The organism is Novosphingobium kalidii (assembly GCF_040534015.1).
Lineage (GTDB): Bacteria > Pseudomonadota > Alphaproteobacteria > Sphingomonadales > Sphingomonadaceae > Novosphingobium > Novosphingobium kalidii.
This window is the reverse complement of record NZ_JBEWLY010000007.1, coordinates 87,941-111,094: the sequence shown is the minus strand read 5'-3', so window position 1 is coordinate 111,094 and position 23,154 is coordinate 87,941. Positions and strand designations below refer to the sequence as shown.

27 protein-coding genes are annotated in these 23,154 nt (G+C 64.6%); 16 read left to right on the top strand and 11 right to left on the bottom strand.

Going from position 1 to position 23,154, the window contains the following annotated elements:
• Positions 1 to 80 precede the first annotated feature (80 nt).
• The gene (locus ABVV53_RS02395) at positions 81 to 776 is read left to right on the top strand and encodes a DUF2490 domain-containing protein (protein ID WP_353982722.1); all 696 of its coding nucleotides are present in this window, start codon (positions 81 to 83) and stop codon (positions 774 to 776) included.
• A gap of 77 nt (positions 777 to 853) precedes the next feature.
• Here the strand turns inward: ABVV53_RS02395 and ABVV53_RS02390 are convergent, their stop codons facing one another.
• On the bottom strand, positions 854 to 2,122 hold the full coding sequence (locus ABVV53_RS02390; RefSeq protein ID WP_353982721.1) for an amidohydrolase family protein: 1,269 nt from the start codon (positions 2,120 to 2,122) through the stop codon (positions 854 to 856).
• Positions 2,123 to 2,301: 179 nt separating this feature from the next.
• On the opposite strand from ABVV53_RS02390, the gene ABVV53_RS02385 reads away from it, so the two are divergent.
• On the top strand, positions 2,302 to 3,579 hold the full coding sequence (locus ABVV53_RS02385; protein WP_353982720.1) for a cytochrome P450: 1,278 nt from the start codon (positions 2,302 to 2,304) through the stop codon (positions 3,577 to 3,579).
• A gap of 56 nt (positions 3,580 to 3,635) precedes the next feature.
• Here ABVV53_RS02385 and ABVV53_RS02380 read toward each other — a convergent pair whose 3' ends face one another.
• From ABVV53_RS02380 to ABVV53_RS02370, 3 genes are all read right to left on the bottom strand, one after another.
• Positions 3,636 to 4,895: a dipeptidase gene (locus tag ABVV53_RS02380; protein ID WP_353982719.1), complete on the bottom strand. Its 1,260-nt coding sequence runs from the start codon at positions 4,893 to 4,895 to the stop codon at positions 3,636 to 3,638.
• A 94-nt stretch (positions 4,896 to 4,989) separates the two neighbouring features.
• Complete coding sequence (locus tag ABVV53_RS02375) at positions 4,990 to 5,505, bottom strand: SRPBCC domain-containing protein (RefSeq protein ID WP_353982718.1); 516 nt, start codon at positions 5,503 to 5,505, stop codon at positions 4,990 to 4,992.
• Entirely contained in the window at positions 5,502 to 6,362 is an 861-nt protein-coding gene (locus ABVV53_RS02370) for a TIGR03620 family F420-dependent LLM class oxidoreductase (protein WP_353982717.1), read from the bottom strand. Before ABVV53_RS02370 ends, ABVV53_RS02375 begins: the two co-directional genes overlap by 4 nt.
• Before the next feature lie 171 nt (positions 6,363 to 6,533).
• Between ABVV53_RS02370 and ABVV53_RS02365 the strand changes: the two genes are divergently transcribed.
• Together ABVV53_RS02365 and ABVV53_RS02360 are read left to right on the top strand one after the other, a co-directional pair.
• The gene (locus ABVV53_RS02365) at positions 6,534 to 8,132 is read left to right on the top strand and encodes a GMC family oxidoreductase (protein ID WP_353982879.1); all 1,599 of its coding nucleotides are present in this window, start codon (positions 6,534 to 6,536) and stop codon (positions 8,130 to 8,132) included.
• Positions 8,133 to 8,319: 187 nt separating this feature from the next.
• Positions 8,320 to 8,745 carry an OsmC family protein gene (locus ABVV53_RS02360; protein ID WP_353982716.1) on the top strand — a complete coding sequence of 142 codons (426 nt, stop codon included), beginning with the start codon at positions 8,320 to 8,322 and terminating at the stop codon, positions 8,743 to 8,745.
• A gap of 6 nt (positions 8,746 to 8,751) precedes the next feature.
• Here ABVV53_RS02360 and ABVV53_RS02355 read toward each other — a convergent pair whose 3' ends face one another.
• From ABVV53_RS02355 to ABVV53_RS02345, 3 genes are read right to left on the bottom strand one after another with little or no spacing between them, the layout of a single operon-like run.
• Positions 8,752 to 9,216: a COG3650 family protein gene (locus ABVV53_RS02355; RefSeq protein WP_353982715.1), complete on the bottom strand. Its 465-nt coding sequence runs from the start codon at positions 9,214 to 9,216 to the stop codon at positions 8,752 to 8,754.
• Between the two features lie 9 nt (positions 9,217 to 9,225).
• Positions 9,226 to 9,996 (bottom strand): DUF72 domain-containing protein, encoded by a 771-nt coding sequence (locus tag ABVV53_RS02350; protein WP_353982878.1) that lies wholly within the window; start codon positions 9,994 to 9,996, stop codon positions 9,226 to 9,228.
• Between the two features lie 6 nt (positions 9,997 to 10,002).
• Positions 10,003 to 10,587 carry a hypothetical protein gene (locus ABVV53_RS02345; protein WP_353982714.1) on the bottom strand — a complete coding sequence of 195 codons (585 nt, stop codon included), beginning with the start codon at positions 10,585 to 10,587 and terminating at the stop codon, positions 10,003 to 10,005.
• Positions 10,588 to 10,699: 112 nt separating this feature from the next.
• On the opposite strand from ABVV53_RS02345, the gene ABVV53_RS02340 reads away from it, so the two are divergent.
• Positions 10,700 to 11,239, top strand: coding sequence for a hypothetical protein (locus ABVV53_RS02340; RefSeq protein ID WP_353982713.1), 540 nt, complete (start codon positions 10,700 to 10,702; stop codon positions 11,237 to 11,239).
• Between the two features lie 96 nt (positions 11,240 to 11,335).
• Positions 11,336 to 12,052, top strand: coding sequence for a hypothetical protein (locus ABVV53_RS02335; RefSeq protein ID WP_353982712.1), 717 nt, complete (start codon positions 11,336 to 11,338; stop codon positions 12,050 to 12,052).
• Here the strand turns inward: ABVV53_RS02335 and ABVV53_RS02330 are convergent.
• Complete coding sequence (locus tag ABVV53_RS02330; RefSeq protein WP_353982711.1) at positions 12,046 to 12,462, bottom strand: DUF6491 family protein; 417 nt, start codon at positions 12,460 to 12,462, stop codon at positions 12,046 to 12,048. The genes ABVV53_RS02335 and ABVV53_RS02330 overlap by 7 nt on opposite strands.
• A gap of 165 nt (positions 12,463 to 12,627) precedes the next feature.
• Between ABVV53_RS02330 and ABVV53_RS02325 the strand changes: the two genes are divergently transcribed.
• The 10 genes from ABVV53_RS02325 (at position 12,628) to ABVV53_RS02280 (ending at position 20,243) form a co-directional block, all read left to right on the top strand.
• Entirely contained in the window at positions 12,628 to 14,085 is a 1,458-nt protein-coding gene (locus ABVV53_RS02325; protein WP_353982710.1) for an ATP-binding protein, read from the top strand.
• Between the two features lie 10 nt (positions 14,086 to 14,095).
• A complete protein-coding gene (locus ABVV53_RS02320) occupies positions 14,096 to 14,290 on the top strand; it encodes a DUF4169 family protein (protein ID WP_353982709.1) in 195 nt (64 codons plus the stop codon).
• Complete coding sequence (locus tag ABVV53_RS02315; RefSeq protein WP_353982708.1) at positions 14,290 to 14,490, top strand: hypothetical protein; 201 nt, start codon at positions 14,290 to 14,292, stop codon at positions 14,488 to 14,490. Before ABVV53_RS02320 ends, ABVV53_RS02315 begins: the two co-directional genes overlap by 1 nt.
• Positions 14,491 to 14,554: 64 nt before the next feature.
• Positions 14,555 to 15,718 (top strand): 8-amino-7-oxononanoate synthase, encoded by a 1,164-nt coding sequence (gene bioF, locus ABVV53_RS02310; RefSeq protein ID WP_353982707.1) that lies wholly within the window; start codon positions 14,555 to 14,557, stop codon positions 15,716 to 15,718.
• Positions 15,709 to 16,350: an alpha/beta fold hydrolase gene (locus tag ABVV53_RS02305; protein ID WP_353982706.1), complete on the top strand. Its 642-nt coding sequence runs from the start codon at positions 15,709 to 15,711 to the stop codon at positions 16,348 to 16,350. The genes bioF and ABVV53_RS02305 overlap by 10 nt, the downstream gene beginning before the upstream one ends.
• Positions 16,347 to 17,102: a methyltransferase domain-containing protein gene (locus ABVV53_RS02300; RefSeq protein ID WP_353982705.1), complete on the top strand. Its 756-nt coding sequence runs from the start codon at positions 16,347 to 16,349 to the stop codon at positions 17,100 to 17,102. The genes ABVV53_RS02305 and ABVV53_RS02300 overlap by 4 nt, the downstream gene beginning before the upstream one ends.
• The gene (gene bioD / locus ABVV53_RS02295; RefSeq protein WP_353982704.1) at positions 17,099 to 17,737 is read left to right on the top strand and encodes a dethiobiotin synthase; all 639 of its coding nucleotides are present in this window, start codon (positions 17,099 to 17,101) and stop codon (positions 17,735 to 17,737) included. Before ABVV53_RS02300 ends, bioD begins: the two co-directional genes overlap by 4 nt.
• Complete coding sequence (locus tag ABVV53_RS02290; RefSeq protein WP_353982703.1) at positions 17,734 to 19,014, top strand: adenosylmethionine--8-amino-7-oxononanoate transaminase; 1,281 nt, start codon at positions 17,734 to 17,736, stop codon at positions 19,012 to 19,014. Before bioD ends, ABVV53_RS02290 begins: the two co-directional genes overlap by 4 nt.
• Positions 19,015 to 19,168: 154 nt before the next feature.
• Positions 19,169 to 19,360: a hypothetical protein gene (locus tag ABVV53_RS02285; RefSeq protein ID WP_353982702.1), complete on the top strand. Its 192-nt coding sequence runs from the start codon at positions 19,169 to 19,171 to the stop codon at positions 19,358 to 19,360.
• Positions 19,361 to 19,577: 217 nt separating this feature from the next.
• Entirely contained in the window at positions 19,578 to 20,243 is a 666-nt protein-coding gene (locus tag ABVV53_RS02280) for a CDP-alcohol phosphatidyltransferase family protein (RefSeq protein WP_353982877.1), read from the top strand.
• Between the two features lie 22 nt (positions 20,244 to 20,265).
• Here ABVV53_RS02280 and ABVV53_RS02275 read toward each other — a convergent pair whose 3' ends face one another.
• From ABVV53_RS02275 to ABVV53_RS02265, 3 genes are all read right to left on the bottom strand, one after another.
• Positions 20,266 to 21,306, bottom strand: coding sequence for a hypothetical protein (locus ABVV53_RS02275; RefSeq protein ID WP_353982701.1), 1,041 nt, complete (start codon positions 21,304 to 21,306; stop codon positions 20,266 to 20,268).
• Between the two features lie 120 nt (positions 21,307 to 21,426).
• Positions 21,427 to 22,254, bottom strand: coding sequence for a type I methionyl aminopeptidase (map, locus tag ABVV53_RS02270; protein ID WP_353982700.1), 828 nt, complete (start codon positions 22,252 to 22,254; stop codon positions 21,427 to 21,429).
• Positions 22,255 to 22,293: 39 nt separating this feature from the next.
• Positions 22,294 to 23,130 (bottom strand): DUF3298 and DUF4163 domain-containing protein, encoded by an 837-nt coding sequence (locus ABVV53_RS02265; protein ID WP_353982699.1) that lies wholly within the window; start codon positions 23,128 to 23,130, stop codon positions 22,294 to 22,296.
• Between the last annotated feature and the right edge of the window lie 24 nt (positions 23,131 to 23,154).

Here is a 23,154-nt window from a genome sequence, read left to right as displayed (position 1 = left end):
GGTAACGAGTGGCCGGCCTGGGCCATGCATCTGTCGGACCTTCAACCCACCTCCCCTTCTAACAAGGCAGAACTGGAAAAATGCCCCGCCTACGCTCTATCGCCCGCACGTTCGTGGCTCTTGTCGCCGCGAGCCTGACGCAACCTGCCATAGCCGAGACGTCGCACGACGAGCAGGTCTGGTTGAATCTTACCGCCATGGGACCCCTCTCGGGAAATCTGATTTATTTCGCCGAAGTCCAGCCGCGGATCGGCGATGGAGTGTCGCGCATCGACCCCTTGCTGTTGCGGGGCGCGGTGGGTTGGAAACTCTCGCCCAAGGTCTCGGTGTATCAGGGCTACGGCCACATCGTCTCGCCTGTGGAAGGCGGGCGCGACATCAATGAGGAGCGCAGTTTCCAGCAGCTCAATCTGGGGCTTGGCACGCCGCTCGGCGGAGAGCTCTCCTCGCGTACCCGGCTGGAACAACGCTGGCGCTCAGACGGCAGTGACGTCGCCTGGCGCGTTCGCGAGATGCTGCGCTACGAAAAAGCGCTGCGGCCGGCTGACGATGCGGTCAATGCCCTCGTCTATTCAGAACTCTTCGTGGCGCTTAACGATACCGACTGGGGTGCACGCGGCGGCTTCGACCAGCTGCGTACCTTTATTGGCGCCGAGATCGGCCTGCCCGGCACATCTACTGTCGAACTTGGCTATCTCAACCAGACGATCGACCGCACCGGCGGGCGCACCCAGATGAACCACGTCGCCGCAGCGGCGCTGTTCTTCCGTCACTGAGCACAACTTGGGCACAAAAAAGCCGGGGCTCCACATGGTGCCCCGGCCTTTTTCAACTCGCCGTCCGGCGAATCTGATCAGAACGGCAGGTTGTAAAGCTTGACCGCGTTGTCCTGCAGCACCTTCTTCTGGACCGTGCGGTCGTAGCCGCCGAGCACGTCCTTGAGGTGCGCCTGCACGCCCGGATAGAGCGAGGTCGGGTGCGGGAAGTCGGTCTCGAACATCACCTTGTCGAAGCCGATCGTCTCGAGCAGGATCTTGGGCGCGACCTTCTCGAACCAGAAGGTGCACCAGAAGTGATCGCGGAAGTACTCGGCCGGACGACGGTTAAGCGTCTTGGAGAAGCGCGGCAGCATCTCGTTGAACTGGTGCTCCAGCGCCTCGATGGCAAAGGGTACCCAGCCCGCGCCGCTCTCGATCAGACCGATCTTGAGCTTGGGGTGCTGGTCCAGACGGCCCGAGACGCACCAGTTGCCCAGCGTCGCCGCGTTGCCGATCGAGAACATCGTCGCGACGACTGACAGCGTCTGCTCGAACTGGAAGCCTTCCCAGGTCAGCGTGTTGGGATCGACCGCCGAGTTGAGGTGGAAGTTGAGCGGCATGCCGGTCGCTTCACACATCTCGAGGAAACCGGTCCAGTAATCGTGCATGAAGCTGGGCACGCCGACGCGCTCGGGCGTGTCGGGCAGCACGAAGCCACGCAGGCCGATGTCATGGCAACGACGAGCTTCGGCCTCCATCGCCTTCTGGTCCCAGAAAGGCAGGTGCGCCATGTTGAAGATGCGCTGGCCCGAGGCCTCCTGGAACTCTGCGGAGGCGTCGTTGTACATCTGCACGATAGCGAGCGCGAGGTCGTTGTCGCCGAGCGACATCAAAGATCCGGCCTGGGTAACGCCCGAGTTCTGGAAGCCGATCTGCGCGTAGACGCCCATATCGTCCATCGCCTGGAGGCGCTCCTTGAGCTGGTGCCCGCCCGGATGGGCCTGCTCCAGCTTCGGGAACGCGAGGCGGCCCAGCAGCTTGTTGTTGTCGGCACGGATGACGTTGCCGCCCATCGAGCCAAAGTTGCGGTCACCAACGTACCAGCGCTCGACGCCGTCCTTGTCGAGCTTCACGTGCGGCACCTTGTCCTTGTACTTGGCAGGTGCGCGGCTGGTGAAGAGGTCCGGCGCTTCGGTGATGTGCGTGTCGGTATCGACGATCTTAATACCCTCGAACATTGGATCGAGGCCGCCCGACTGGGTGGAGTAGTCGACTTCGCGGATGACACCGCCTTCGGTATAGCCCTCAGCGGACCAGTACTTGCGGGCGTTTTCCGCCATCTCCTTGGTGTCGGCGTCCGACATGGTAATCTCCCGAAATGCGCATAAAGCTGAATAGACATTATTTCGCAGCGGAAGCCCACAAATTCAATGGATAGCTCAACGCCGCCACGATGAATCGGCCGTAACGTAAGCCCTTCGCCTAAGCCGGGCTTGCGAGCCATCGTGGCTCAAGGCACACTCCGCCAGTACGGGAGAAGAGCATGTCAGACCCAGCCACACTGGACGCGATCCGCGTCGATTTCGACGCCCCCGACAATGTCCCAAAGGACCGTATCGTCGATCTCGGTTTTGCCATGGGTTCGGTTCCCAACGATCTTGTCGACCCTTACGCACCCAGTGGATGGCTGTCCGGTCCCGAGATCCCCCGCCTGCTCTATAACCCGCCCGCCATGTCCGGACTCGGCGCGATCTCGGGCAACCGCAGCGGCAGTTGGGTGGTCCCTCACTACGAGGACATAGAGCGGGTCTATTCGGACAACGAGCACTTCTCGAATGCCGGCACTGCCGAGTTCCAGCGGCTGATCGGTGAAACCTTCAAGTCGATACCCCTGGCAATCGACCCGCCCGACCACTCCAAGTATCGCTTGTTCCTGATGCCATACTTCTCACCAGCGCGGATCACCCGCGATATCGAGCCGCGCATCCGCAGCATCTGCGTGGAGATGATCGAGGCCGTCGCCGACAAGGGCGAGGTCGACATGGCCTGGGACTTCGCGCGCGTGTTCCCGGTGCGCATCTTCATGGGCCTGATGGGCTTCCCCGACGAAAAGTTTACGCAGTTCCTCGATTGGGAGTGGGACATCCTGCATTCCGGCAGCTTGGAAAAGATGCAGGGGGCCTTGCGCGGAGTGCTGGAGTACTTGCGCGGCTTCATTGCCGAGAAGGAGCGCGACCCCGACGAGCACCTCGTTTCCGCAATCGTTCACGGCAAGCTGGAAGGCCGCGGCCTTACCGACGATGAAAAGATCGGCATGGTCTGGTTCCTCTGGCTGGGTGGCCTAGACACTGTCGCGGCCACGATCGCGCAGATGTACCGCCGCATGGCCCTTCAGACCGAACTTCAGAAACGCATTCGCGAGAACCCGGAACTCATAAATTCGGCGGTCGAGGAATTCCTGCGCACACAGCCGATCCTCTCATCAGCACGCACGGCCAAGCTGGACTTCGAGTGGCACGGCATCCAGGTTCACAAGGGCGACACCTTCCAGTGCCTGAACCCTGCCGGAAACTTCGATCCCGCCCGCTTCGACAACCCGCGCGAATTCGATCCCGAGCGGAAGGCCAATCGCCACTTCACCTTCGTAGGCGGCGTACACATCTGCCTGGGTGCCCACCTCGCGCGCCGCGAACTGCGCGTGCTGCTGGAAGAGTGGTTCAAGCGCATCCCGGAATTCCGCGTCAAAGCGGGTGCCGACACGACCGTGTTTCCGGGCCTGCTCTCCATCCGCAACCTGCCGCTGGAGTGGGACGTGGCCTAGAGCCGAGCCGATCATGCCGATCCTCCCTCACGATGGGGAGGATCGATCCAGTTGCCTCAGAACGTCACCGCCGATTCCACCGGCAGGTCGCCCCGATGGGCGGCGGCGTAAACCTCGGCAGCCTTCATGACCCGCATCATATTGCGGCTGGAGATCTTCTCCAGGTCCTGCCGCCCGTAGCCGCGCCGGGCCAATTCGGTGAACAGCGCCGGATACGTCGAGACGTCCTCCAGCCCTTGCGGCAATGCCCCAATGCCGTCAAAGTCGCCGCCGATGCCAACGTGATCCACTCCCGCGACCTTGGCGATATGGTCGATGTGGTCCGCCACTTGCGCCAACGTTGCGCGGGGTTGCGGATGAGCCGCGACCCATGCCTCCAGCGCCGCTTTGGCCGCTTCGGGATTGCCGACATGGAGCGCCTCAACGCGCGCCTTCTCCGCTTTTTGGGCTGCTGACCAGACGCGCGATTCCTCACTTACGAAATCCGGCACGAAGTTGACCATGACGAGACCGCCATTGGCCTTCAGTCGCGTCAGCACGTCATCTGGCACGTTACGCGGATGGCCGTTGATGGCGCGCGAACCGGAATGGCTGAAGATCACCGGCACCTTCGCCACATCGAGCGCTTCGTGCATGGTCTCTGCGCTGACGTGGCTGAGGTCCACGAGCATTCCGATGCGCTGCATCTCGCGGACCACGTCGCGGCCGTAGTCGGTAAGTCCGCCATGCTCGGGAGCATCGGTCGAACTGTCAGCCCATGCGGTGTTCTTCGAATGCGTGAGCGTCATATATCGCGCGCCCAGCGCATACATTTGCCGCAGCACGCCCAGCGAGCCACCGATCGAGTGTCCGCCTTCCATCCCGATGAGAGAGGCGATCCGACCCGCTTGCATCGCCTTCTCCACCTCGGCCGTGTTGGTCGCGAGTTGCAACCGGCCCGGGTAGCGCGCGACGAGGCGCTTGAGGACATCGATCTGTTCCAGCGTGGCCTGAACCGCCTGCTGATCGTTCAGTTCAGCGGAGACGTAGACCGACCAGAACTGGGCTCCCACACGGCCTGTTCGCAGTCGGGCAAGATCGGTGTGCATCGCCGTCGCGTTCGTCGCCGGATCGGCTGTTCCTTGCCACTCCGCGAAATTGAAGCCTTCGATCACGTTCTTGCGGCGCTCACGCAGCTGGATCGGCACATCGTTGTGGCCGTCCCACACGGGGGCGGCGCGGAGTGCTGCGGCGGCGACTTGCTCCGGACTGGCGGCGACAGCCGGGCAGGTCAGTCCGATCGCGAGCAAAGGTGCAAACAGGGAGAGGCGGCGCATGGCTATCCTTTGCAGCGGCAGAGGACAGCCATGAAAGGCAATCCGATCAGGTCCGCAACAAAATTCAGAAACTCTGCCGATCCCGGCCGTCTTCTCAGACCGGCCGCCCGCGCCACTTTCGCTCGGCGACGAACTTCAGCGCCTCGTTCATATCTTTGAGACCCTGCGATGCTTTCTTTCCCAAGCTGCGCGGCACCAACCGCGCGAGCGGCCCGCCCATGATCTCGCCGTTCACCACCTGGCAGCGAGTCGGCGAAAGTTCATGGATCTCGACGAACCGCATGATCTTGAGCAGGCCGGCAGGCCCTGAAACCGCGTACTCCAGCAGTTCGTTCTGCCGCACCTTGGTGACCTGCGCCTTGGCCTTTTGAGGCTTCATGCCGGAAAGGTGCACGACGAAGCGGATCTGCTCGCCCTCCTCGGCGTGCCCCAGCGTGTCCTGGTAGAGCGGGTTCCAGCCCCCCCAGCCCTCGAAGTCAGCGATGAAGTCCCAGACCAGCTCGGGCGGGGCCTCGATAGTGGTCCGGTGCCCCAGGCACGCCCCCTTGAGCCGCCCAGGCTCGTCGCACGCTCCTGAGACATCCCAGCTATCTTCCGATGCCTGATTCAAAGCAGCGCCTCCGCCAAAGTCCGCCACTGCTCACGCAGCGGTGCAAACCCAGCCTCACGGTCAACGATGACTTGCAGGCACACGTGGTCGGCACCTGCATCGAGATGGGCTTGCACCCTGGCGACCGAAGTCTCCACCGAGCCGATCGCGAACAGCGCGTGGAGCAGGCGATCGCTGCAAGCATCGATCTCGGCATCGTCAAAGCCGAGCCGCTTCCAGTTATTCCGGTAGTTCGGCAGCCGCGCGTAGTTCTCCACCGCACCAAGCGCCAGCGCGCGGGCCTTGGCGGGATCGCTCTCGATCACGACGCCCTGCTCGGGGGCGAGCAGCTTGTCAGGACCGAGGATCTCCCGCGCTTGCGCCGTGTGATCGGGCGTGACCAGATACGGATGCGCACCTGCTGTTCTCTCACCCGAGAGCGCCACCATCTTCGGTCCAAGCGCGGCGACGCACGTGTGGTCCATCGCCATGCCCGCCCTCTCCAGGCCATCGAGGAAGGCCCCGGTCGCTGCCAGGGGCTTGCCCCACTGCTCGCCGATGATCGGCCCATGACTGACCCCCACGCCCAGAAGGAACCTTGCCTTTTCCTCCTCGCTTCGGACCGCGTACCAAGCCGCAACGTCGGCAGGATCATGCTTCCAGATGTTGAGGATGCCCGTCGCGATCAGCGCCTTCTTGCTTGCCGCGAGAAGGTGCTCAACATCATCCAGCACGCCGGCATCGACGCCTCCTGGAACCCAGAGCGCCCCGAATCCCAGCTCGTCGAGTTCGGCAGTGGCCTCAAGCGCCTCTGCGCGGTCGCCATAGCGCAATTCGAGAGACCAGATTCCCACTTTGCCGATGGCAGGTGCGCTCATGTTCGTTTCCTTCTGGTCGCCGCAGCGCCTTCGGGCATGCCCGTCCTGACATGCCACTCGCCCACTTTGGTTCGCTGCCCGCGTGCGTTCAAGCCATTTGCCATGCCGCGCGATGCCCCATCGCCGGAGCGAGGCTTGATCGGGACGGCCCGCGCGCCTAGCCAAAACGTAATGGACGAGTTCGACTACATCGTCGTCGGTGGCGGCAGCGCCGGGTGCGTGCTCGCCAACCGGCTGAGTGCCGATCCGCGCAACCGCGTGCTGCTGCTCGAAGCGGGCGGGCGGGACAACTACATCTGGATCCGGGTGCCGGTGGGATACCTCTACTGCATCGGTAATCCGCGCACCGACTGGTGTATGTCGACCGAAGCGGAGGAAGGCCTTGGCGGCCGATCTCTGAAGTACCCGCGTGGGAAGGTGCTGGGCGGCTGCTCCTCGATCAACGGCATGATCTACATGCGGGGGCAAGCAGCAGACTACGATGGCTGGCGGCAAGCCGGCAATGCCGGATGGGGGTGGGACGATGTCCTGCCTTACTTCAAGCGAGCCGAGGACCACTACGACGGCGCCAGCGCATTCCACGGCGCTGGCGGCGAGATCAGGGTAGAGAAGCAGCGCCTGCGCTGGGACATTCTCGAGACCTTTCAAGACGCCGCCGAACAGTACGGTCTTGTGCCGATTGCAGACTTCAACACAGGAGACAACGAAGGCTCAAGCTTCTTCCAGGTGACCCAGCGCCGTGGCTGGCGCTGGAGTGCGGCGGACGCGTTCCTCAAGCCGGTGCGGACACGCACCAACTTGCGCGTCATCACCAATGCCCATGTCGATAAAGTGCTGATCGAGAACGGCCGCGCCACAGGCATTTCCTGGCGGCAGGGCAAGGAAGAGCGATTTGCCCGCGCGCGCGGCGAGGTCATCCTGGCGGCGGGCGCGATCGGCTCTCCGGCCATTCTGGAACGTAGCGGCATCGGCGACGCCGCGCGTTTACGCGATCTCGGCATCACGCCGCTGATCGACTGCCCGACCGTCGGAGGCAATCTACAGGACCACTTGCAACTGCGCTGCGCCTATCGGGTCTCCGGTGTCGCCACGCTCAACCAGCGAGCGGGGCACCTCTTCGGCAAGGCCCTGATCGGGTTGGAGTACCTGCTGCGGCGAACCGGCCCGATGGCGATGGCGCCCAGCCAGCTTGGGCTCTTCGCCAAGAGCAATCCGCGCTATGCGACCGCTAATCTCGAATACCACGTCCAGCCGCTTAGCCTTGCTGCATTCGGTGGCGCACTCGACGTCTTCCCGGCCTTCACCGCCAGCGTCTGCAATCTGCGTCCCGAGAGCCGCGGGACCACTCACATCGTCAGCACCGATCCAGACGCCGCCCCCGCCATTCGCCCCAACTATCTCTCGGCGGAAGAGGACCGGCGCGTCGCTGCCGAAGCGATCCGCATCACGCGCCAGATCGTGGCCCAACCCGCGATGGCCAAGTATAAGCCCGAAGAGGAACGGCCCGGCGCGCAGTTTCAAACCCAGGAGGACCTCGTGCGGGCCGCAGGAGAGATCGGCACGACCATCTTCCACCCTGTCGGCACGGCCGCCATGGGCAGCGTGGTCGACGCCCGCCTACGTCTGCGAGGCGTCGCGGGTCTGCGCGTGATCGACGCTTCGGTCATGCCGACGATCACCTCCGGGAACACCAATGCGCCGACCATGATGATCGCGGAGAAAGGCGCAACCTTGATCCTGGAGGACGCGCGCGGCGCCGCAAATGCCTGACCGCCTGACACCCTGACCTGTTTCTGGTCTTCGCCTCGACTGGCGGCAGCGCCCTCTGGCGGCTTCTTCGGTGACCGCCACCTTGACGAACCGCGCGCTAGCCCCCTCCTTGTGGTCTCGGGCTGAGATGCCTCTCGCGCCCGATGCTGGGCCGAGCCGCGACCCGAACGTGACAGAAGGAGCCGACATGACCGTCAACACCGCCACCGCTCGCTACGAAGGCCTCGGCAAGACCGGCAAGGGCCACGTCGCCACCCGCTCTGGCGCGATCGATGCCAGTTATGGCTTCGCCACCCGCTTCGAGGATGCGCCCGGCACAAACCCCGAAGAGATGATCGCCGCGGCCCACGCCAGTTGCTTCACGATGGCCACCAGCTTCGCGCTTGCGAAAGCAGGCTACAGCGATGGCACGCTGGAGACAGAGTGCAAGGTCACACTGACGCCGGATGATGGCGGCTTCACGGTGACGAAGTCCGAGCTGTCCCTCACCGCCAATCTCAGCGGCATCGCGCAGGACGAGTTCGAGCGAATCGCCGCAGAAGCGAAAGCGGGATGCCCGATTTCGAAGCTCCTCAACTGCGAGATTACGCTGACGACGAAGTTCGAGAGCTAAAGCCGCTTAAGGACTCTGCGGTTCGCTGAACGGTTTGCTGTCCGTCCAGGCGCACCCTTCACGAATGTCGCCGCCGATGTTGAGCGTTGCCGTGAAGGGAAAGCGCCGGTCGGACATGCCGTCGCTGCAGGCGCCGGGCGTCACGGTCATATCGAAGGTATCGCCCTGAAAGGTGCCACTCAGCCCCAGGCCGTTGCGGCCGCCAAAGCGTTTGACGGGGATCTTCGTCCCATCAGGCTGCGAAGGCGTGGAATACGTCAGCGTGCCGCCGCGCGCCTTGCCTGCCCAGAACGGTTCTGTCCCTACGAAGTGGAGCGTCTCATCCGGGGAAATCGCGGTGAACGGCTGGTTCGACTGGTCGTCGCCGGGAACCCCGCTCCCCCCGTGGCCCGCCCCGGAATGACAAGCCGTCAGCAAGAGGAGCGCAATCGCAGGTGCGGAGGGCAGTAGGCAGGTTCGGGCAAGCTTCATGCGCGTTCCTTAACAGGCCGAAGCCGCCACTGCATCCTTTCCGAGAGACCGTAGCAAGCCCTGTGCCGCGGCAGGCGCCTTTTCCTTGGCACCGGCGATAAAAAACGCGAACACGTCTCGCCCCTCGCGCGACCAGCCCCGCACCTTGTCCGCCCAGGCATCGAGCTCAGCCTGTGGATAGCCCGCAGTTTCCTCCGTGCGGCAGCGCTGCAGGCGCGCATAGACAAATGGCCCGCAAGCCTCTGCGAACGGCGGGTACTCGTCGCTGTTTGCCACAACGACCGCCACGTCAGCCTTGGTCGCCAAGTCGAAGAAAGCGAAATCGGCAAAGCTCTCATGCCGCGCCTCGATCGCGTGTCGCAGCGGCACTCCGGCATGACTCTTGGGTAGCAGTGCCAGAAATGCCGCGATCTCGTCGGCATCGAAGCGCTTGGTGCTCCTGAGCTGCCAATTGATCGGTCCCAGCTTCTCACCCAGTTCGACAAGCCCTTGATCGACGAACTTCGCGACCGACTCTCCCGCCTCGCCAAGGTTCTTCCGGTTGGTGCAGTAGTTCGAACCTTTCAGCGCAAACCGGAAATGATCCGGCACCGCGTCGCGCCACTTGGCGAAAGTGGCAGGCTTCTGCAGCCTATAAGCGGTCGCATTGATCTCGGTGCCCGTAAGGTGCTGGCCCAAATACTGGAGTTCACGCGTTTGCGGCAGTCCTTCCGGATAGAAAGTGCCGCGCCACGGCGCATAGATCCATCCTCCGATGCCGACCCGGATCGCACCTGTCACCATCGGTCAGGCGCAGCCTTCGACGTATTCGAGGTGGGGCTCGCGGCCGGCATGAATCATGCTGACGTTGCCGTCGCGATCAATCTCGAAGCGCAGACCAGAGCTGCCTCCGCCAGGCCGCCAGTCCAAGTACTTGGCGGGTGTCTCGACATACTTGTGCGGCTGAGCGACGGCATCCGGATAGGCCTCGCGCACGTCGGCCTCGCTCGCGCCGACGGCGATGCCGCGCGCGGTCTTCAGGGACGAACCGTCCATCGCGGTGATCCGCATCACCACGTTGCCGTCGGTTATCGCGTGTAAGCGACGCTGCGGATCGGAGTACGTGACACAGGTCTCGGAAATCTGCACCGCGTCCCGCTTCAGCGTGGCAGGAGGGCTCTGTCCCACAATGATCTCACCCACCCCCTCTGCCCGGAGCGCCTGCGGATCGGGTGCTGTTGTTTCCCCTGAGGGGTTGGATGGTGATGCCAGTGGCGCGCGCCCGTCCTGGCTGCCTTTGTCCGGCAAAGACGCTTCATCCGGCTGTGGCTGCCCACACGCTGTCACCAGCAGGGCGAGTATGGCGGCTGGAATAACACGATTCATTGCCATGGGATCGCACGAGATAACGGCCCGGTCCAGCGCCCCTGTGCTCCCTTGTTCGGAACGGCATGCCGTCAGCGGCGTTGAATATCCGAATGCTCGTACACCACGAGGTATTATTATGAGACGGACAACCCCAAGTGGCGCCAAGCTGGCCAGCGGTGTGCTGGGCGGTGGGGTGGTCGCCGGCCTGCTGCTGTCGCTGGCCGTCCCCACCACGATGAAGCGCGGGGGCGATGGCTGGCGAGACTTGATCCCCGCTGCCGCGGCCGGAGTTGAGGACGACTCCTCAACCTTCTGGATGGAAGCCCCTCCGCAGGATCTCACGCCCGCCGCTTGGCAACCTACGGACAGCTGGGAAGAGCCGCAATGGGCGGACGAAGGGTGGACCCCCTACGCGGATGAGCCGATCTATGGCGATGAGCCTCTATTCGAAGCCGACCTGACAGTCCCGGTGACGCCACTGCCGGCCTACGAACCGGTCGGAGCGCGTCTGGCGAGAGTGGCTGGTCATGTGGCAGCGGATGCGGCCGCAGCTTCCGCCGAAGCCGCGCGGATGGCAGCCGCGGACGTCAGGATGGAGATTGCCGCCGCCTCACAAGGTGAGCAGGACAACACGCGCGAGCCAGAGGATTTCGAGACCGCTTTCGTCGTTCAGTAGTTATCTGCACACCGCCGCGGCAGCCGGAGCGTTCATCGCTCCGAAAGCCTCCAAACCGTAGCTGCCCACTTTTATCGCCAGTGAAGGGGCAAAGCATTGGGCGCCGCGCGCGTGGTTCTGACTATGGCGGTGATAGGCGGCGCGGCAGGAGCAGTCCTGGCAGTCGCTACCGTGCCCGCTTTTGCGCCTTACGAAAGCCGCAGCACTCCTCGCCCCGCTCCTGTGATCGAGGCATCGACGACCGCCCCCGAAGCGCAGGAGCCCGCCTACGACCTTGTGCCGCGTACTGCTCCGGAAAGTCCGTTCGGGGAACTGGACGTTATACCTGAGCTTCAGGACGGGACTGTCGTGGTGGAAGTGCCGCAGTGGACGCGGGAAGGCATGGAGTGGATGCTGTTCGCCCGCCGCGCGATGCGCGAATGGCGCGACATGGCCGTGCCGGGCGAGGATGAGGCGCAAGGCTACTTTGACGGTGAGCAACGCTCCTCACAACGCGACGGCTGGCAGCATGAGCCGCGCTATGGCTACGATGCGCTCCACGAGGGTCGCCCGCGTTCCGGCGATCCGGAGAATGGTGGCTATTACTACGGTCGCCCCGGAAGCCCTCCACCGCCAGTCGAGCCCGGCTTCCGCCCGGCGCCGGAAGGTTTGCCATTCGCCTTCGAGCGTGCCTTTCCCTCTGCGCCAGGCGGCGTAGGTGCCGTACAGCGGCAAGGCCCTCGGACCGGCAACGACGACGCCGCGGCGAGTGCCGCTCGCCGCGCGCGCCAGGCTGCCGAGGACGTCCTGTCAGCGGAAAGCGCCGCTCAGTAGGTCTTTGCTTCCTCTGGTGAAAGCTGCCGGATCATTCGCACCGCACATCGCTGCAGCCCGATCGTGCTCGGGACGACAAGCGTGACGTCGCGGCCATCGCAGATTTGTCCCGGGCCGAATTGATCGAAAGCTATCGTCTCCGACCAGTTGATGTCGGGACAAGGCCCGAGCGTCTGGAACAGGTACTTCCTGTTCGCTCCAATTGTCACGACGATATTCTCGCTGCCCTGCTCCGTCGGGCGAGCACGCTGAAAGCCGTTCACTTGCGACGGGAAGAAGCATGTCCCCGGACTTTTGGCGGTGCTTGCCATGGCCGCCCCTGTGTCACTTGCTCCCAGGGTGGTGCATGCGGAGAGCAAGGCTCCACCCGCGAAGGCAGCGGCGGTCATTAAGGTCAGGCGTGTTCTCATGGCATTCTCCCGGCTGAAGCCGATCCCACCACTGCCAAGCCAACGAGCCTGCCCCCCTCATGTTCCACAATGTGGTCCTCAATCGGGTGGAGTGTTTCTCAAACCTCTGGAAAACGTGGGACAACCCGTTCCGAATCGCTCGCGTCCATGCCTATGGAGGTGCGGGTGAGCGCAACCATCGTTATCGGCCATGATCCCCATGGCGCCCCGGTCGAGATAGACGTCGGCGAACTGCTGGCGACGCGCCTGCTCGTCCAGGGAAACTCAGGTTCGGGCAAGTCGCACTTGCTGCGCCGCCTGCTTGAGGAAAGCGCCCCCCTGGTCCAGCAAGTCGTGATCGATCCCGAGGGTGACTTCGTCACTCTGGCCGAGGAGTTCGGGCACGTCGTGATCGACGGTTCCGCTTATGCCGAGGCAGAGATCGGACGCCTCGCCGCGCGTATCCGCAAGCATCGCGCCTCCGTCGTCCTGGCGCTCGACGAGTTGGAGATCGACCAGCAGATGAAGTGCGCCGGGCAGTTCCTATCGGCGCTATTCGATGCCCCGCGCGAAGAGTGGTTCCCCGCCCTCGTGGTGGTGGACGAGGCGCAGATGTTCGCCCCCGCCGCTGCCGGCGAAGTGAGCGAAGAGGCCCGCCGCATCAGCCTTGCCGCCATGACCAACCTGATGTGCCGTGGCCGTAAGCGCGGTCTGGCCGGGGTGATCGCCACGCAGCGGCTGGCCAAGCTGGCCAAGAACGTGGCGGCGGAAGCTTCCAACTTCCTGATGGGCCGCACCTTCCTCGACATCGACATGATCCGCGCCGCGGACCTGCTCGGCATGGAGCGCCGCCAGGCTGAGGCGATCCGCGATCTTGCACGAGGCCAGTTCCTCGGCCTTGGTCCCGCGATCAGCCGTCGCCCGGTAGCCGTTAATATCGGTGCGGTGCGCACCGGCAGCCGCGCGGTGGTCCAGAGCTTCGCGCCGCCGCCGACTTCCTCGCCCGAGGAACTGCACGCGCTGCTGCACGACAACCTGGCCGACCCCGTGCGCGAACTGCCGCGCCCGACCCCGCCGCGTGCCGACCCGGAAGAACTCGCTGAGCGCATCGCCGCCAATGACGCCCCGCCTCCGCCTCGCCGTCCGGACTTGCCGGAGATCGATCCCGTCGAAACCGAAGCCGCCATCGCCGAAATCCTGACCGAGATGGCCGCGGAGGAAGGCTGCACCTTCCAGCCCTCGGCCACGCTGTTTCAGGACTTCACGCTGCGCTGCCGGATGCGCGGTCTTCCGACCCGCAGCTTCGACGCGGTGCGTTTTCGTCGTCGCTTCGCGATGGCCGTCGCGGGCATTGAGGACCCAGCGGATGAACGCTGGACTGACTTGCTCGCTCTCGCTGCCAGCGTGCCCGATGACCTGCTCGCCCCGTTCCTGCTGATAGGCCGCGCCGCGATGGAGGGGAGGCCTTGCCCTGACGACGCCGAACTCGCCGAAATCTACGGCACCAGCTCACCACGCCGGATACAGCGCCTGCTAGACTACCTGGAGAAGGACGGCTTGATCGTGCTGCGCACGGACTTTTCCGGCAAGCGCTCAGTCGGGCTGCCGCATCTGGGACTCGCCACCGGCGCCGTCGAAGCCTAGGTTTCGCGCGATGGCTGAAATCGTCAATCTGAGGCAGGCCCGCAAGGCAAAGAAGCGCGCCACGGACGCTGCCGATGCGCAAGCGAGCCGCGCTCTCCATGGCGTCACCAAGGCCGAGCGTCTTCAGACGAAGCAAGAGGCGGATCGCCTCTCTCGCACCGTCGACGGCGCGCGCCTGGATGATCGTTCGGGCAACCGCGACTGATGCGCACCACGTATCTTGAGGCCAGCGTGCGCCTTTACCATCTGCACGATGCGGGCGAAGGCGGCGCGGCGACGACACTGTTCTACGGCCCGCTGTCCGAGGCGCTGGTGATCGCAGCTCAGCAGGACGAGGCGACGCAGGCAGGTCTGTGGATCGCCACGGATAACGATGTCGTGCCCTATCTGGACCTGGAACAATGAGTTCGGCTCCTCGATAGCAACCCTCCGTTGTGCGCCGGCCCGGCTTGCCCTACCGGCAGGGTCCATGCAGAGCCTCGACGAACACCTCGAAGCAGCCCTGAGACGCGTCGAACAGGCAGCCCGACTGCGCGTTTTGCGCCCCGCCGGACTGAGAGCGAACGGCCGCGTCGAGCGTGAGGGCCGCACCCTGCTCGATTTCTCCAGCAACGATTACCTTGGCCTCGCCACGCACCCCGTGCTGACGGAGCGCGCCCGCGAATGGACTGCGCGACACGGCACCGGCAGCGGGGCTTCCCGGCTGGTCACCGGCACCAGCGAAGAGGTTCTAGCGCTTGAAGCCAAAGTGGCTGCGTTCAAAGGCACGCAGGCCGCGCTCGTCTTCGCCTCGGGATGGCAGGCCAATGCTGCGGCCATCCCTGCGCTGCTCTCCGCGCTCCCCGGAGCAGCGGTATTCTGCGACCGGCTGAACCACGCCAGCATGCACGCTGGGCTCGCCATCGCCGGCGCCCGCCAGCACCGTTTCCGTCACAACGACCTGGACCACCTGGAGGACTTGCTCGCCACGAAAGGCGCAGAAGCTCCGGCGCGCGTGATCCTGACAGAAAGCGTGTTCAGCATGGACGGAGATGTCGCCGACCTGCGGCGCCTCGTACAAGTGGCGCGCGCGCATGGCGCCTTCCTCTTCGTCGACGAGGCCCATGCCACGGGCGTTCTCGGGCCAGGAGGCGCTGGCCTTTCCGCGACCGTGCCCGGCGGGGTGGACGTGGTGATGGGCACGTTCAGTAAAGCGCTGGGTGGCTTCGGAGCTTACGTGGCGGGATCGCGAGCGCTGATCGACTGGCTGACAAATGTCGCGAGCGGCTTCGTCTTTTCGACGGCGCTACCTCCCGGTGTTCTCGGCGCCGTGGATGCCGCGCTCGACGTCGTACCCGCAATGAACTCCGAGCGCGCGCATCTCACCGCTCTCGCGGATCGCCTCCGTGCCGGACTGGCTCGCCTTGGGCTGGACCACGGCACCTCGGCCACCCAAATTGTGCCCGCCGTGATCGGCGCAGAGGCCGACGCGATGGCGCTCGCAGCGGCGCTGGAGGAGCGCGGCTTTCTTGCCGCGGCCATTCGCCCCCCTACGGTGCCACCCGGTACCAGTCGCCTGCGGCTCGCGCTGCGAGCCACTCACACCGAAGCCGATGTGGACGCCGTCATCGAAGGGATCTCCGCGTGTCGCTAGGCCTGCTTTTCTGTCATGGCTGGGGCTTCGACGGCACCGTGTGGGATGCGCTGGCGGGTGAGCTGGCAGAGTTCGCGCAAGTCCGCGACGATGCAGGTTACTTCGGTGTCCTCGCGCAGCCTGCACCGCCCTGCCCCTATATCGCTGTCACGCACAGCTTCGGGGCCATGCGCCTGCTCGACACACCTCCGCCGGGCCTCATCGGCCTTGTCGCCATCGCCGGGTTCGACCGCTTTACGGCGACGGACGGCTTTCCCGGCAGTCCGCGCCGAGTGGTTGACCGCATGATCAGTGCCCTCGCGCAGGAGCCCCCGATCGTCCTTACCGATTTCCACTCCCGGCTGGGCAGCCGAGCCCCCGTTGGCGCGCCAAACGCAAAGCGCCTTGAAGCCGACCTCGTCACTATGCGCGATGGCGACCTGCGCGCCCGCGCCGCAGCCATTGCCGTGCCAATCCTCTCCCTTCAGGCGGCGCACGACCCGCTGCTCTCTCTCGGTGTGCGCGAGACCGTCTTCGCCGCTGCGCCCGGCGTCATGCGCCGCACGCATCCGGACGCTGGCCATCTCCTGCCAGTGGAAGAACCCGTCTGGTGCGCCGAGGCGATCCGCGCCTTCGCGGGTACCCTGGTATGAGCGGAGAGAGCGTGGCGAGCGCGTTTGCCGCCGCCGCCAACTATGATCGCCATGCCCGCGTGCAGCGGCTCGTCGCACGCGAATTGGCCCGGCGCATCGCCGCGCTGCCGCTTGCGCCCAGCCCGCGCGTGCTCGAGATCGGCTGCGGCACTGGCTTCCTCACCCAAGCTCTGCGCGAGCAAGGGCTAAGCGGCGACTGGCTGATCACGGATATAGCTCCGGCAATGGTGGAGCGGGCTCGCGCTCGCCTGGGCAGCGCGCCCTCCTATGCCGTCCTCGACGGAGAGCATGGGACGCCGGAAAGCGGCCCCTTCGACCTCATCTGCTCCAGCCTCGCAACCCAGTGGTTCGCCAACGAGCCTGCCGCCCTCGCTCGCTGGCGCAAGTGGCTGGCTCCCGAGGGCCACGTCATGATCGCGACGCTCGGCCCCGGCACGTTTGAAGAATGGCGCGCCGCCCATGCCGCCGAAGGCCACGTGCCCGGCACGCCCGCCTTTACGCCCGCCGCTGCTCTCGAGGACCTGCACCCTGCAGAACCGCTGACGTTGGACCGCTATCGCGAGCGTCACGCCGATGCCCGTGCCTTTCTGCACACGCTGCGCGGCATTGGCGCAGACACCTCCGCTCCTGGTCATCGCCCGCTACCGTCCGGCACCCTGCGCCGCGTGATGCGCCGCTTCGAAGCTGCCGGTGCGATTGCGACTTACGAGGTGATGACGTGCCATCTCTCTCAGGCTAGCGGGCCAGCATGAATCATCCACGCATCATCGTCACCGGCACGGATACCGGCATCGGCAAGACTGTCTTCGCCGCCGCCCTCACCGGGGCACTCAGCGGGCATTACTGGAAGCCGGTACAGGCAGGGCTCGATGACGATGGCAGCGGCGATGCCGATACGGTCGCCCGTCTCGCCGGCGTGCCTCGTGCGCAGATCCTGAGCGAAGCCTATCGCCTGACGACGCCTTGCTCTCCCCATCGCGCGGCAGAGATCGACGGCGTGACCATCGATTGCGATGCACTCTGCCCCCCGGCAATTGACGCGCCTCTGGTGATCGAAGGCGCAGGCGGCGCGCTCGTGCCGGTCACCCGCACCACGCTTTATGCCGATCTGTTCGGCCGCTGGGGCCTCCCCGTCGTGCTTGTGGCGCGCACGGAGCTTGGCACGATCAACCACAGCCTGCTCAGCCTCGAAGCTCTGCGGGCACGCAGAGTGCCGGTGCTGGGCATTGCCTTCGTGGGCGAAGGCAATGAGGACAGCGAAGCAACCATCGCGCAGATCGGCCAGGTCAAGCGCCTGGGCCGCCTGCCTCGGCTTGCCACCCTTGACGCGCCGACGCTGACCGCCGCTTTTGCCGCCAACTTCCGAATTGAGGACTTCCACGCGTGACATCTGCGGTATGGCATCCCTTCACCCAGCACGGTCTGGGGGAGCCGATCCCGCTCGTCGAACGAGCCGAAGGCGCACTGCTCCATACGCGCGGAGAAGACGGCGAAGCACGCACCGTGATCGATGCGATCTCCTCCTGGTGGGTTACAACTCACGGGCATTGCCACCCCCGCATCATGGCCGCAATCGCAGAGCAGACAACCAAGCTCGACCAGCTCATCTTCGCCGGCTGGACGCATGAACCCGCCGAACAGCTCGCCGCCGGCCTGACTGCTATCATGCCGGAGAGCCTGACTCGGGTGTTCTTCTCGGATTCGGGATCCACCAGCGTTGAAGTCGCGCTGAAGATGGCGCTGGGTTACTGGTCCGCCCGCGCCGAAAAGGATGGCGGCACGGCGCGCCACAAGATCATCGTGATGGAGCATTCCTACCACGGCGACACCATCGGCGCGATGTCGGTCGGCGCGCGGGGCGTGTTCAACCGTACGTACGAGCCACTGCTGTTCGATGTCGCGCGCATTCCCTATCCCGCCGCAGGCGCCGAGCAGGCCACGCTTGATGCGCTGGAAGCACTCTGCCGCGAACCGGACGCGGCTGCGCTGATCGTGGAGCCGCTGATCCTCGGCTCCGGCGGCATGCTTATCTATCCGCCTCACGTGCTGGCGGAAATGCGCGCGATCTGCGCGGCTCACCAGGTGCTGTTCATCGCGGACGAAGTGATGACCGGCTGGGGCCGGACCGGCACGCTGCTGGCCTGCGAGCAGGCGCAGGTGGTGCCTGATATCCTGTGCCTCTCCAAGGGGCTGACCGGCGGTGCTGTTCCACTGGCGGTCACTATGGCGAGCGAGCCGATCTTCGAGGCGCACTGGTCCACCGACCGGGGAAAGATGTTCTTTCATTCCTCCAGCTACACCGCAAATCCCATCGCTTGCGCCGCAGCCAACGCCAATCTCGCGATCTGGCGGGAAGAACCAGTGCTGGAGCGCGTCGCATTGCTGGCGGCCATGCAGGCCGAACGGCTAGACGCGCTGGGACGGTACTGCCACTTCGACAGCCCGCGCCAACTCGGCACGATCGCCGCGCTCGACCTGCGGACCGGCGAAGCTGCCGGCTATCTCGATAGCCTTGCGCCGCGCCTTATGGCCTTCTTCCGCGAACGCGGCGTGCTGGTGCGTCCACTCGGCAACACCGTCTACGTCATGCCACCCTACTGCATCACTCCTGAGCAGATAGGCACCGTTTGGGATGCCATCGGAGAAGCGGCGATTTCTACCTGAGCTGTTCCGTGCTGCAGCAGTTCCGTCCGAACCGACGTTCTCCGGCCTGCACTGTTCAAAAGAGCAAACATTTGCTATAGACACGTCATCGCCGCCCCCGATCTGCAAATCGGCGACTGAGAGACCACGCGCTCCCGCATTCAGGAGAGCTGCCATGGACCTCAATCAACTTCTCTATCAGCATCAGGTCGCCGTGATCCGCACCGGTGCAGAACCCGTCACAGACTTCGGCTCACGCTTTGATATTGTCTCGCACTACGAGCGGCGCATCGTCAAAATGCGCGAGAAGCTAGGCGTGCCACAGTACCCTACGTGGATTGAGAGCGGCACCCACGCTGCGGACTGACGCGCGAGCAGAGCACGGCCTCACTGCCATTCTCGTTCATCTCCCGTCTGGAAACGCAGTCCTACGGACGGACCGAGTGAACAAAAACTGTAACAATCGGTTCCGGTCCTGCATAGGAGACCGTTCCCGTACCTGAGGCTGCGCACGGCGCATCCGATGGCGCTGGCCGAGGCGACAACGTCGCAGGCGTAGCGTGACGGACGCACGAGAGGACACCATGGACGCCGAGATGAAGACGCTGCGCATCCAGGAGAACATCCTCGCTCGGCATGAGCGCCGTGTGCTCGACTGGCTCTGCGCACGAATGCCGGCTTGGGTCACGCCCGACCTGCTGACCGCGCTGGGCGTATTTGGAGCAGTGCTCACCTTCGCAGGCTACGCAGCCAGCAATCTTGCAGAAGAGTGGCTGTGGATCGCAATCGTCGGCTACGTAGTCCAATGGTTCGGCGATTCCATGGACGGCAGCCTTGCGCGCTTCCGCCGAATCGAGCGCCCTTCCTATGGCTACTTCATCGACCATAGCTGTGACGGATTGACGACAGCATTGATCGTCTGGGGCATTGGCACGACGCCCTACGTCACCATGGACGTGGTCATGGTGGCACTGGTCGGCTACCTCTTGCTCTCCATCCACGCTTACCTCTCGGCGCGCGTGCTTGGCGAGTTCAAGCTCTCCTACCTGGCCGCTGGACCAACCGAACTGCGTTTCCTGCTGATCGGCCTTACGATCATGATGATGGTCCTCGGAGCCGGTCCAGGCCTGTTCGGTGCGATCTCGGGCTTCGACCTGTTCGTGGGTGCAATCGGCGCTCTCTTGATGACGCTGTTCATCGTCCAGACGGTGATTACCGGGCGTCGCCTGGCTATTCGGGAGCGACGCTGAAAAAGCGGCCGCAGCGGCAGCGTCAGCCCAGTTCCATGACGCTTGGCTTGCTCGACCGCTCGATCATACCGGTGGTTTCCTCGCCGTCCCAGATGTAGCGGGCGTGCGCTTGTTGCACGATCGGGAAGTCCGCAGGCAGTATCGGGTGCCCGCGTGAACGCACGTTGGCAAACGTGACCCCTTCGACGGCCACCCGCCGCCCATCGACTGTTTCCAGCACGAAAGGCACGCTCTCGCCGTCCGTCATCAGCTTGCGCAGCCATGGCACCTCGACGGGGCGAGCCGGCGTTCGCCTGCCCTGCGCGTCGATGACGAACCCCTCAGCGTAGCTGGGCTGCCCGTTCTCTCTCGGAGGATAGATATTGAAGCCGAAGGCCCTGCCGCTGGGAAAGACGGCCGATTGCCAGCAGTGGCCCGTGAACCCGGAAAATGCTCGGAAGCCCGTCCGGCGGATGCGCAGGCCGTTGCCGCGAAAGGACCGCTCCTCTCCATCGATGCGCAAGGATCCCTCACAGCGGAAGAGCTGCTCATACCGCGGGCTCATGAAATCACCCTGCTCTCCACCAAGCGCTTCCGCGGCCTCAGGCAACAGCGAACCCGGCACCCATGGAACTGCGGCCATCGTCATGGCGACATCGATGCCGACATCCGCTTGCAGGAGCTGGGTTTCGTCGGGAATCGGGCTGTCGATCAGGCTTTGCACCGTCAGCGCGCTCGCCTCACCCTCGAAAGCGGCAGTCCAGAGGCGGAAGGGATCGACGCAGCGAAAGGAGAGCGGGCCAGTGGCGCGGACCGTCGGAAGTCCATCTAGGCCGGAAGCCTCCCTTGTCTCCCCATCGCCTCGGCGCTGGTAGAGCCTGCCGTCCGGAAACACGACGTCCAGCCACAGTTCGTGCCGGTCCCACTGTTCGGCCACGGCCTCCACGCCGATGCGCATGGCAAAGGCGCCGTTCTCTTCCTCGATCCACACGTTGACCGCGTCGCGCATTCCGGGCTCGGGGCGCTCGGCCAGCACGTACTCGCGCTCAACGGGAATGCCGCCGCTCAGACCGCTGGAAACCATCAGCCTCTCCTCCTGCTTTCATGTGGAGAAGCTGTCACGGCTGGCGTGCGAGGTCACGCCCCTACCCGGCCGCTGGAGCGATATAGGTGAGCGGACGCAGGGCCGGTGGCCCCGCCGCAATCAGGCGTAAGGCGGCTTGTGCTGGCCCTTGGGGCTGAGCGTGAAGATCTCGCAGCCGTCTTCGGTGATGCCGATCGAATGCTCGAACTGCGCCGACAGCGACTTGTCGCGAGTCACGGCCGTCCAGCCGTCGGCCAGCAACTTTACCGGTGGCTTGCCGAGGTTAATCATGGGCTCGATGGTGAAAAACATGCCGGGCTTGAGCTCTGGCCCCGTGCCCGCGCGTGCCGCGTGGACCACTTCGGGCGCGTCATGAAACAAGCGGCCCAGACCATGCCCGCAGAACTCGCGCACCACGCCGTAGCGATGCTGCTCCGCATGCGCCTGAATGGCTGCGCCGATGTCGCCCAAGCGCGCGCCCGGCTTCACCTGCTCGATGCCGATCATCAGGCATTCGTAGGTGACCTCAACCAGCCGACGGGCTTTCAGCGGAACGTCACCGACGAGATACATACGGCTGGAATCGCCATGCCAGCCACCCAGCAGCGGCGTGACGTCGATGTTGACGATGTCACCGTCCTTCAGGGTCTTCTCGGACGGGATGCCGTGGCACACGACATGGTTGATCGAGATACAGCATGAATGCTGATACCCGCGATAGCCGAGTGTCGCAGGAACGGCGCCACCGTCGAGAGTCATCTGACGCACTTTGTCGTCGATCGCCGCAGTGCTGACGCCGGGCTGCACCATGGATGCCACTTCGTCGAGGATCTCGGCCGCGAGACGGCCCGCGCGGCGCATGCCCTCAAACCCTTCGGGTCCATGCAGCTTGATGGTGCCATCACGCAGGACGGTGTCCTGGGCGTCGATCGTCTGGTATTCGGTCATGCCGGCGATATAGCCGCAAAGCCGGCAAATTGCGAGTGGTCAGCGTGGCTTGGTGAAATCGCCCCGATAGTTGGGCTTGACCACGGCAAGAACTGCTTCGGTCACGGGTAGCGTGATCTCGTAAGTTCCCTCCGCGTAAGGACCGGCTGCATACGGGCCGACCAGTATGCCAAGGCGATCAAACGTCAGGTCGTCGGACGAGCCCAGGATCAGCGTACTTTCGACCGGGTCGATGCACTCGTCGAACTGATCGCCGCCATCGCGCTCCACTGGCTCACCACGCCGCTTCTCCCGCTCCTTGTCGAGAGCGGCGCAGAACGGCTCGCGGATGGCGGCGCTCAGCGCCTTCTTGCTAGTGAACAGGTCCGTCGGCTCGTGGGCCTTCTGCTTCGTCTTGTCCCACAGCAGGCTGTCGAAGAATGCCATCCCATGCGCGCCACCGGTGTAAGTGTATTTATCGGCCGATAGCGAGAGCCAGCGCGGGATGCTGGTCACCACCTCCCATTCCGTACCGAAGCTGTGCTTGCGATAGGGATAGCCGGCCTTGCCTGCTTCGCGCTGGTCTGTTGCGGCACTTCGCTTAAGCTCGCGGAGGGCCTCGGCCAGGCGCTTGTCGAGCAGCGCCTTGAGGTCGGGGATGGCGCCTGCAGCGGCGGGGTAGGAGTATTCGAACTCGAATAGCTCGTTTTCGATGTCAACCGTACGGCCTGCCCCTTCCCGAACTCCGACCCCCGTCGGCGAGGCCAGCGCCGAGCTCGGCACGGCTGTTGCCGCAGCCGTTGCGGGCCTGGCGTCAGCCGTGGCTTCCGCAGGCGCTTGCGCGTCGCATCCAGCGGCCGTGAGGGCAATTGTGGCCAGGAACGCAGTACGCTGCATCTTTTTCCTCTCGCGCTGGTTGCA

Bases quoted from the DNA above. Each gene is read 5' to 3' on its own strand.
- ABVV53_RS02395 (WP_353982722.1), top strand. From the start codon at position 81: ATGCCCCGCCTACGCTCTATCGCCCGCACGTTCGTGGCTCTTGTCGCC.
- ABVV53_RS02390 (WP_353982721.1), bottom strand. From the start codon at position 2,122: ATGTCGGACGCCGACACCAAGGAGATGGCGGAAAACGCCCGCAAGTAC.
- ABVV53_RS02385 (WP_353982720.1), top strand. From the start codon at position 2,302: ATGTCAGACCCAGCCACACTGGACGCGATCCGCGTCGATTTCGACGCC.
- ABVV53_RS02380 (WP_353982719.1), bottom strand. From the start codon at position 4,895: ATGCGCCGCCTCTCCCTGTTTGCACCTTTGCTCGCGATCGGACTGACC.
- ABVV53_RS02370 (WP_353982717.1), bottom strand. From the start codon at position 6,362: ATGAGCGCACCTGCCATCGGCAAAGTGGGAATCTGGTCTCTCGAATTG.
- ABVV53_RS02365 (WP_353982879.1), top strand. From the start codon at position 6,534: ATGGACGAGTTCGACTACATCGTCGTCGGTGGCGGCAGCGCCGGGTGC.
- ABVV53_RS02360 (WP_353982716.1), top strand. From the start codon at position 8,320: ATGACCGTCAACACCGCCACCGCTCGCTACGAAGGCCTCGGCAAGACC.
- ABVV53_RS02355 (WP_353982715.1), bottom strand. From the start codon at position 9,216: ATGAAGCTTGCCCGAACCTGCCTACTGCCCTCCGCACCTGCGATTGCG.
- ABVV53_RS02345 (WP_353982714.1), bottom strand. From the start codon at position 10,587: ATGGCAATGAATCGTGTTATTCCAGCCGCCATACTCGCCCTGCTGGTG.
- ABVV53_RS02340 (WP_353982713.1), top strand. From the start codon at position 10,700: ATGAGACGGACAACCCCAAGTGGCGCCAAGCTGGCCAGCGGTGTGCTG.
- ABVV53_RS02330 (WP_353982711.1), bottom strand. From the start codon at position 12,462: ATGAGAACACGCCTGACCTTAATGACCGCCGCTGCCTTCGCGGGTGGA.
- ABVV53_RS02320 (WP_353982709.1), top strand. From the start codon at position 14,096: ATGGCTGAAATCGTCAATCTGAGGCAGGCCCGCAAGGCAAAGAAGCGC.
- ABVV53_RS02315 (WP_353982708.1), top strand. From the start codon at position 14,290: ATGCGCACCACGTATCTTGAGGCCAGCGTGCGCCTTTACCATCTGCAC.
- bioF (WP_353982707.1), top strand. From the start codon at position 14,555: ATGCAGAGCCTCGACGAACACCTCGAAGCAGCCCTGAGACGCGTCGAA.
- ABVV53_RS02300 (WP_353982705.1), top strand. From the start codon at position 16,347: ATGAGCGGAGAGAGCGTGGCGAGCGCGTTTGCCGCCGCCGCCAACTAT.
- bioD (WP_353982704.1), top strand. From the start codon at position 17,099: ATGAATCATCCACGCATCATCGTCACCGGCACGGATACCGGCATCGGC.
- ABVV53_RS02285 (WP_353982702.1), top strand. From the start codon at position 19,169: ATGGACCTCAATCAACTTCTCTATCAGCATCAGGTCGCCGTGATCCGC.
- ABVV53_RS02280 (WP_353982877.1), top strand. From the start codon at position 19,578: ATGGACGCCGAGATGAAGACGCTGCGCATCCAGGAGAACATCCTCGCT.
- ABVV53_RS02275 (WP_353982701.1), bottom strand. From the start codon at position 21,306: ATGGTTTCCAGCGGTCTGAGCGGCGGCATTCCCGTTGAGCGCGAGTAC.
- map (WP_353982700.1), bottom strand. From the start codon at position 22,254: ATGACCGAATACCAGACGATCGACGCCCAGGACACCGTCCTGCGTGAT.
- ABVV53_RS02265 (WP_353982699.1), bottom strand. From the start codon at position 23,130: ATGCAGCGTACTGCGTTCCTGGCCACAATTGCCCTCACGGCCGCTGGA.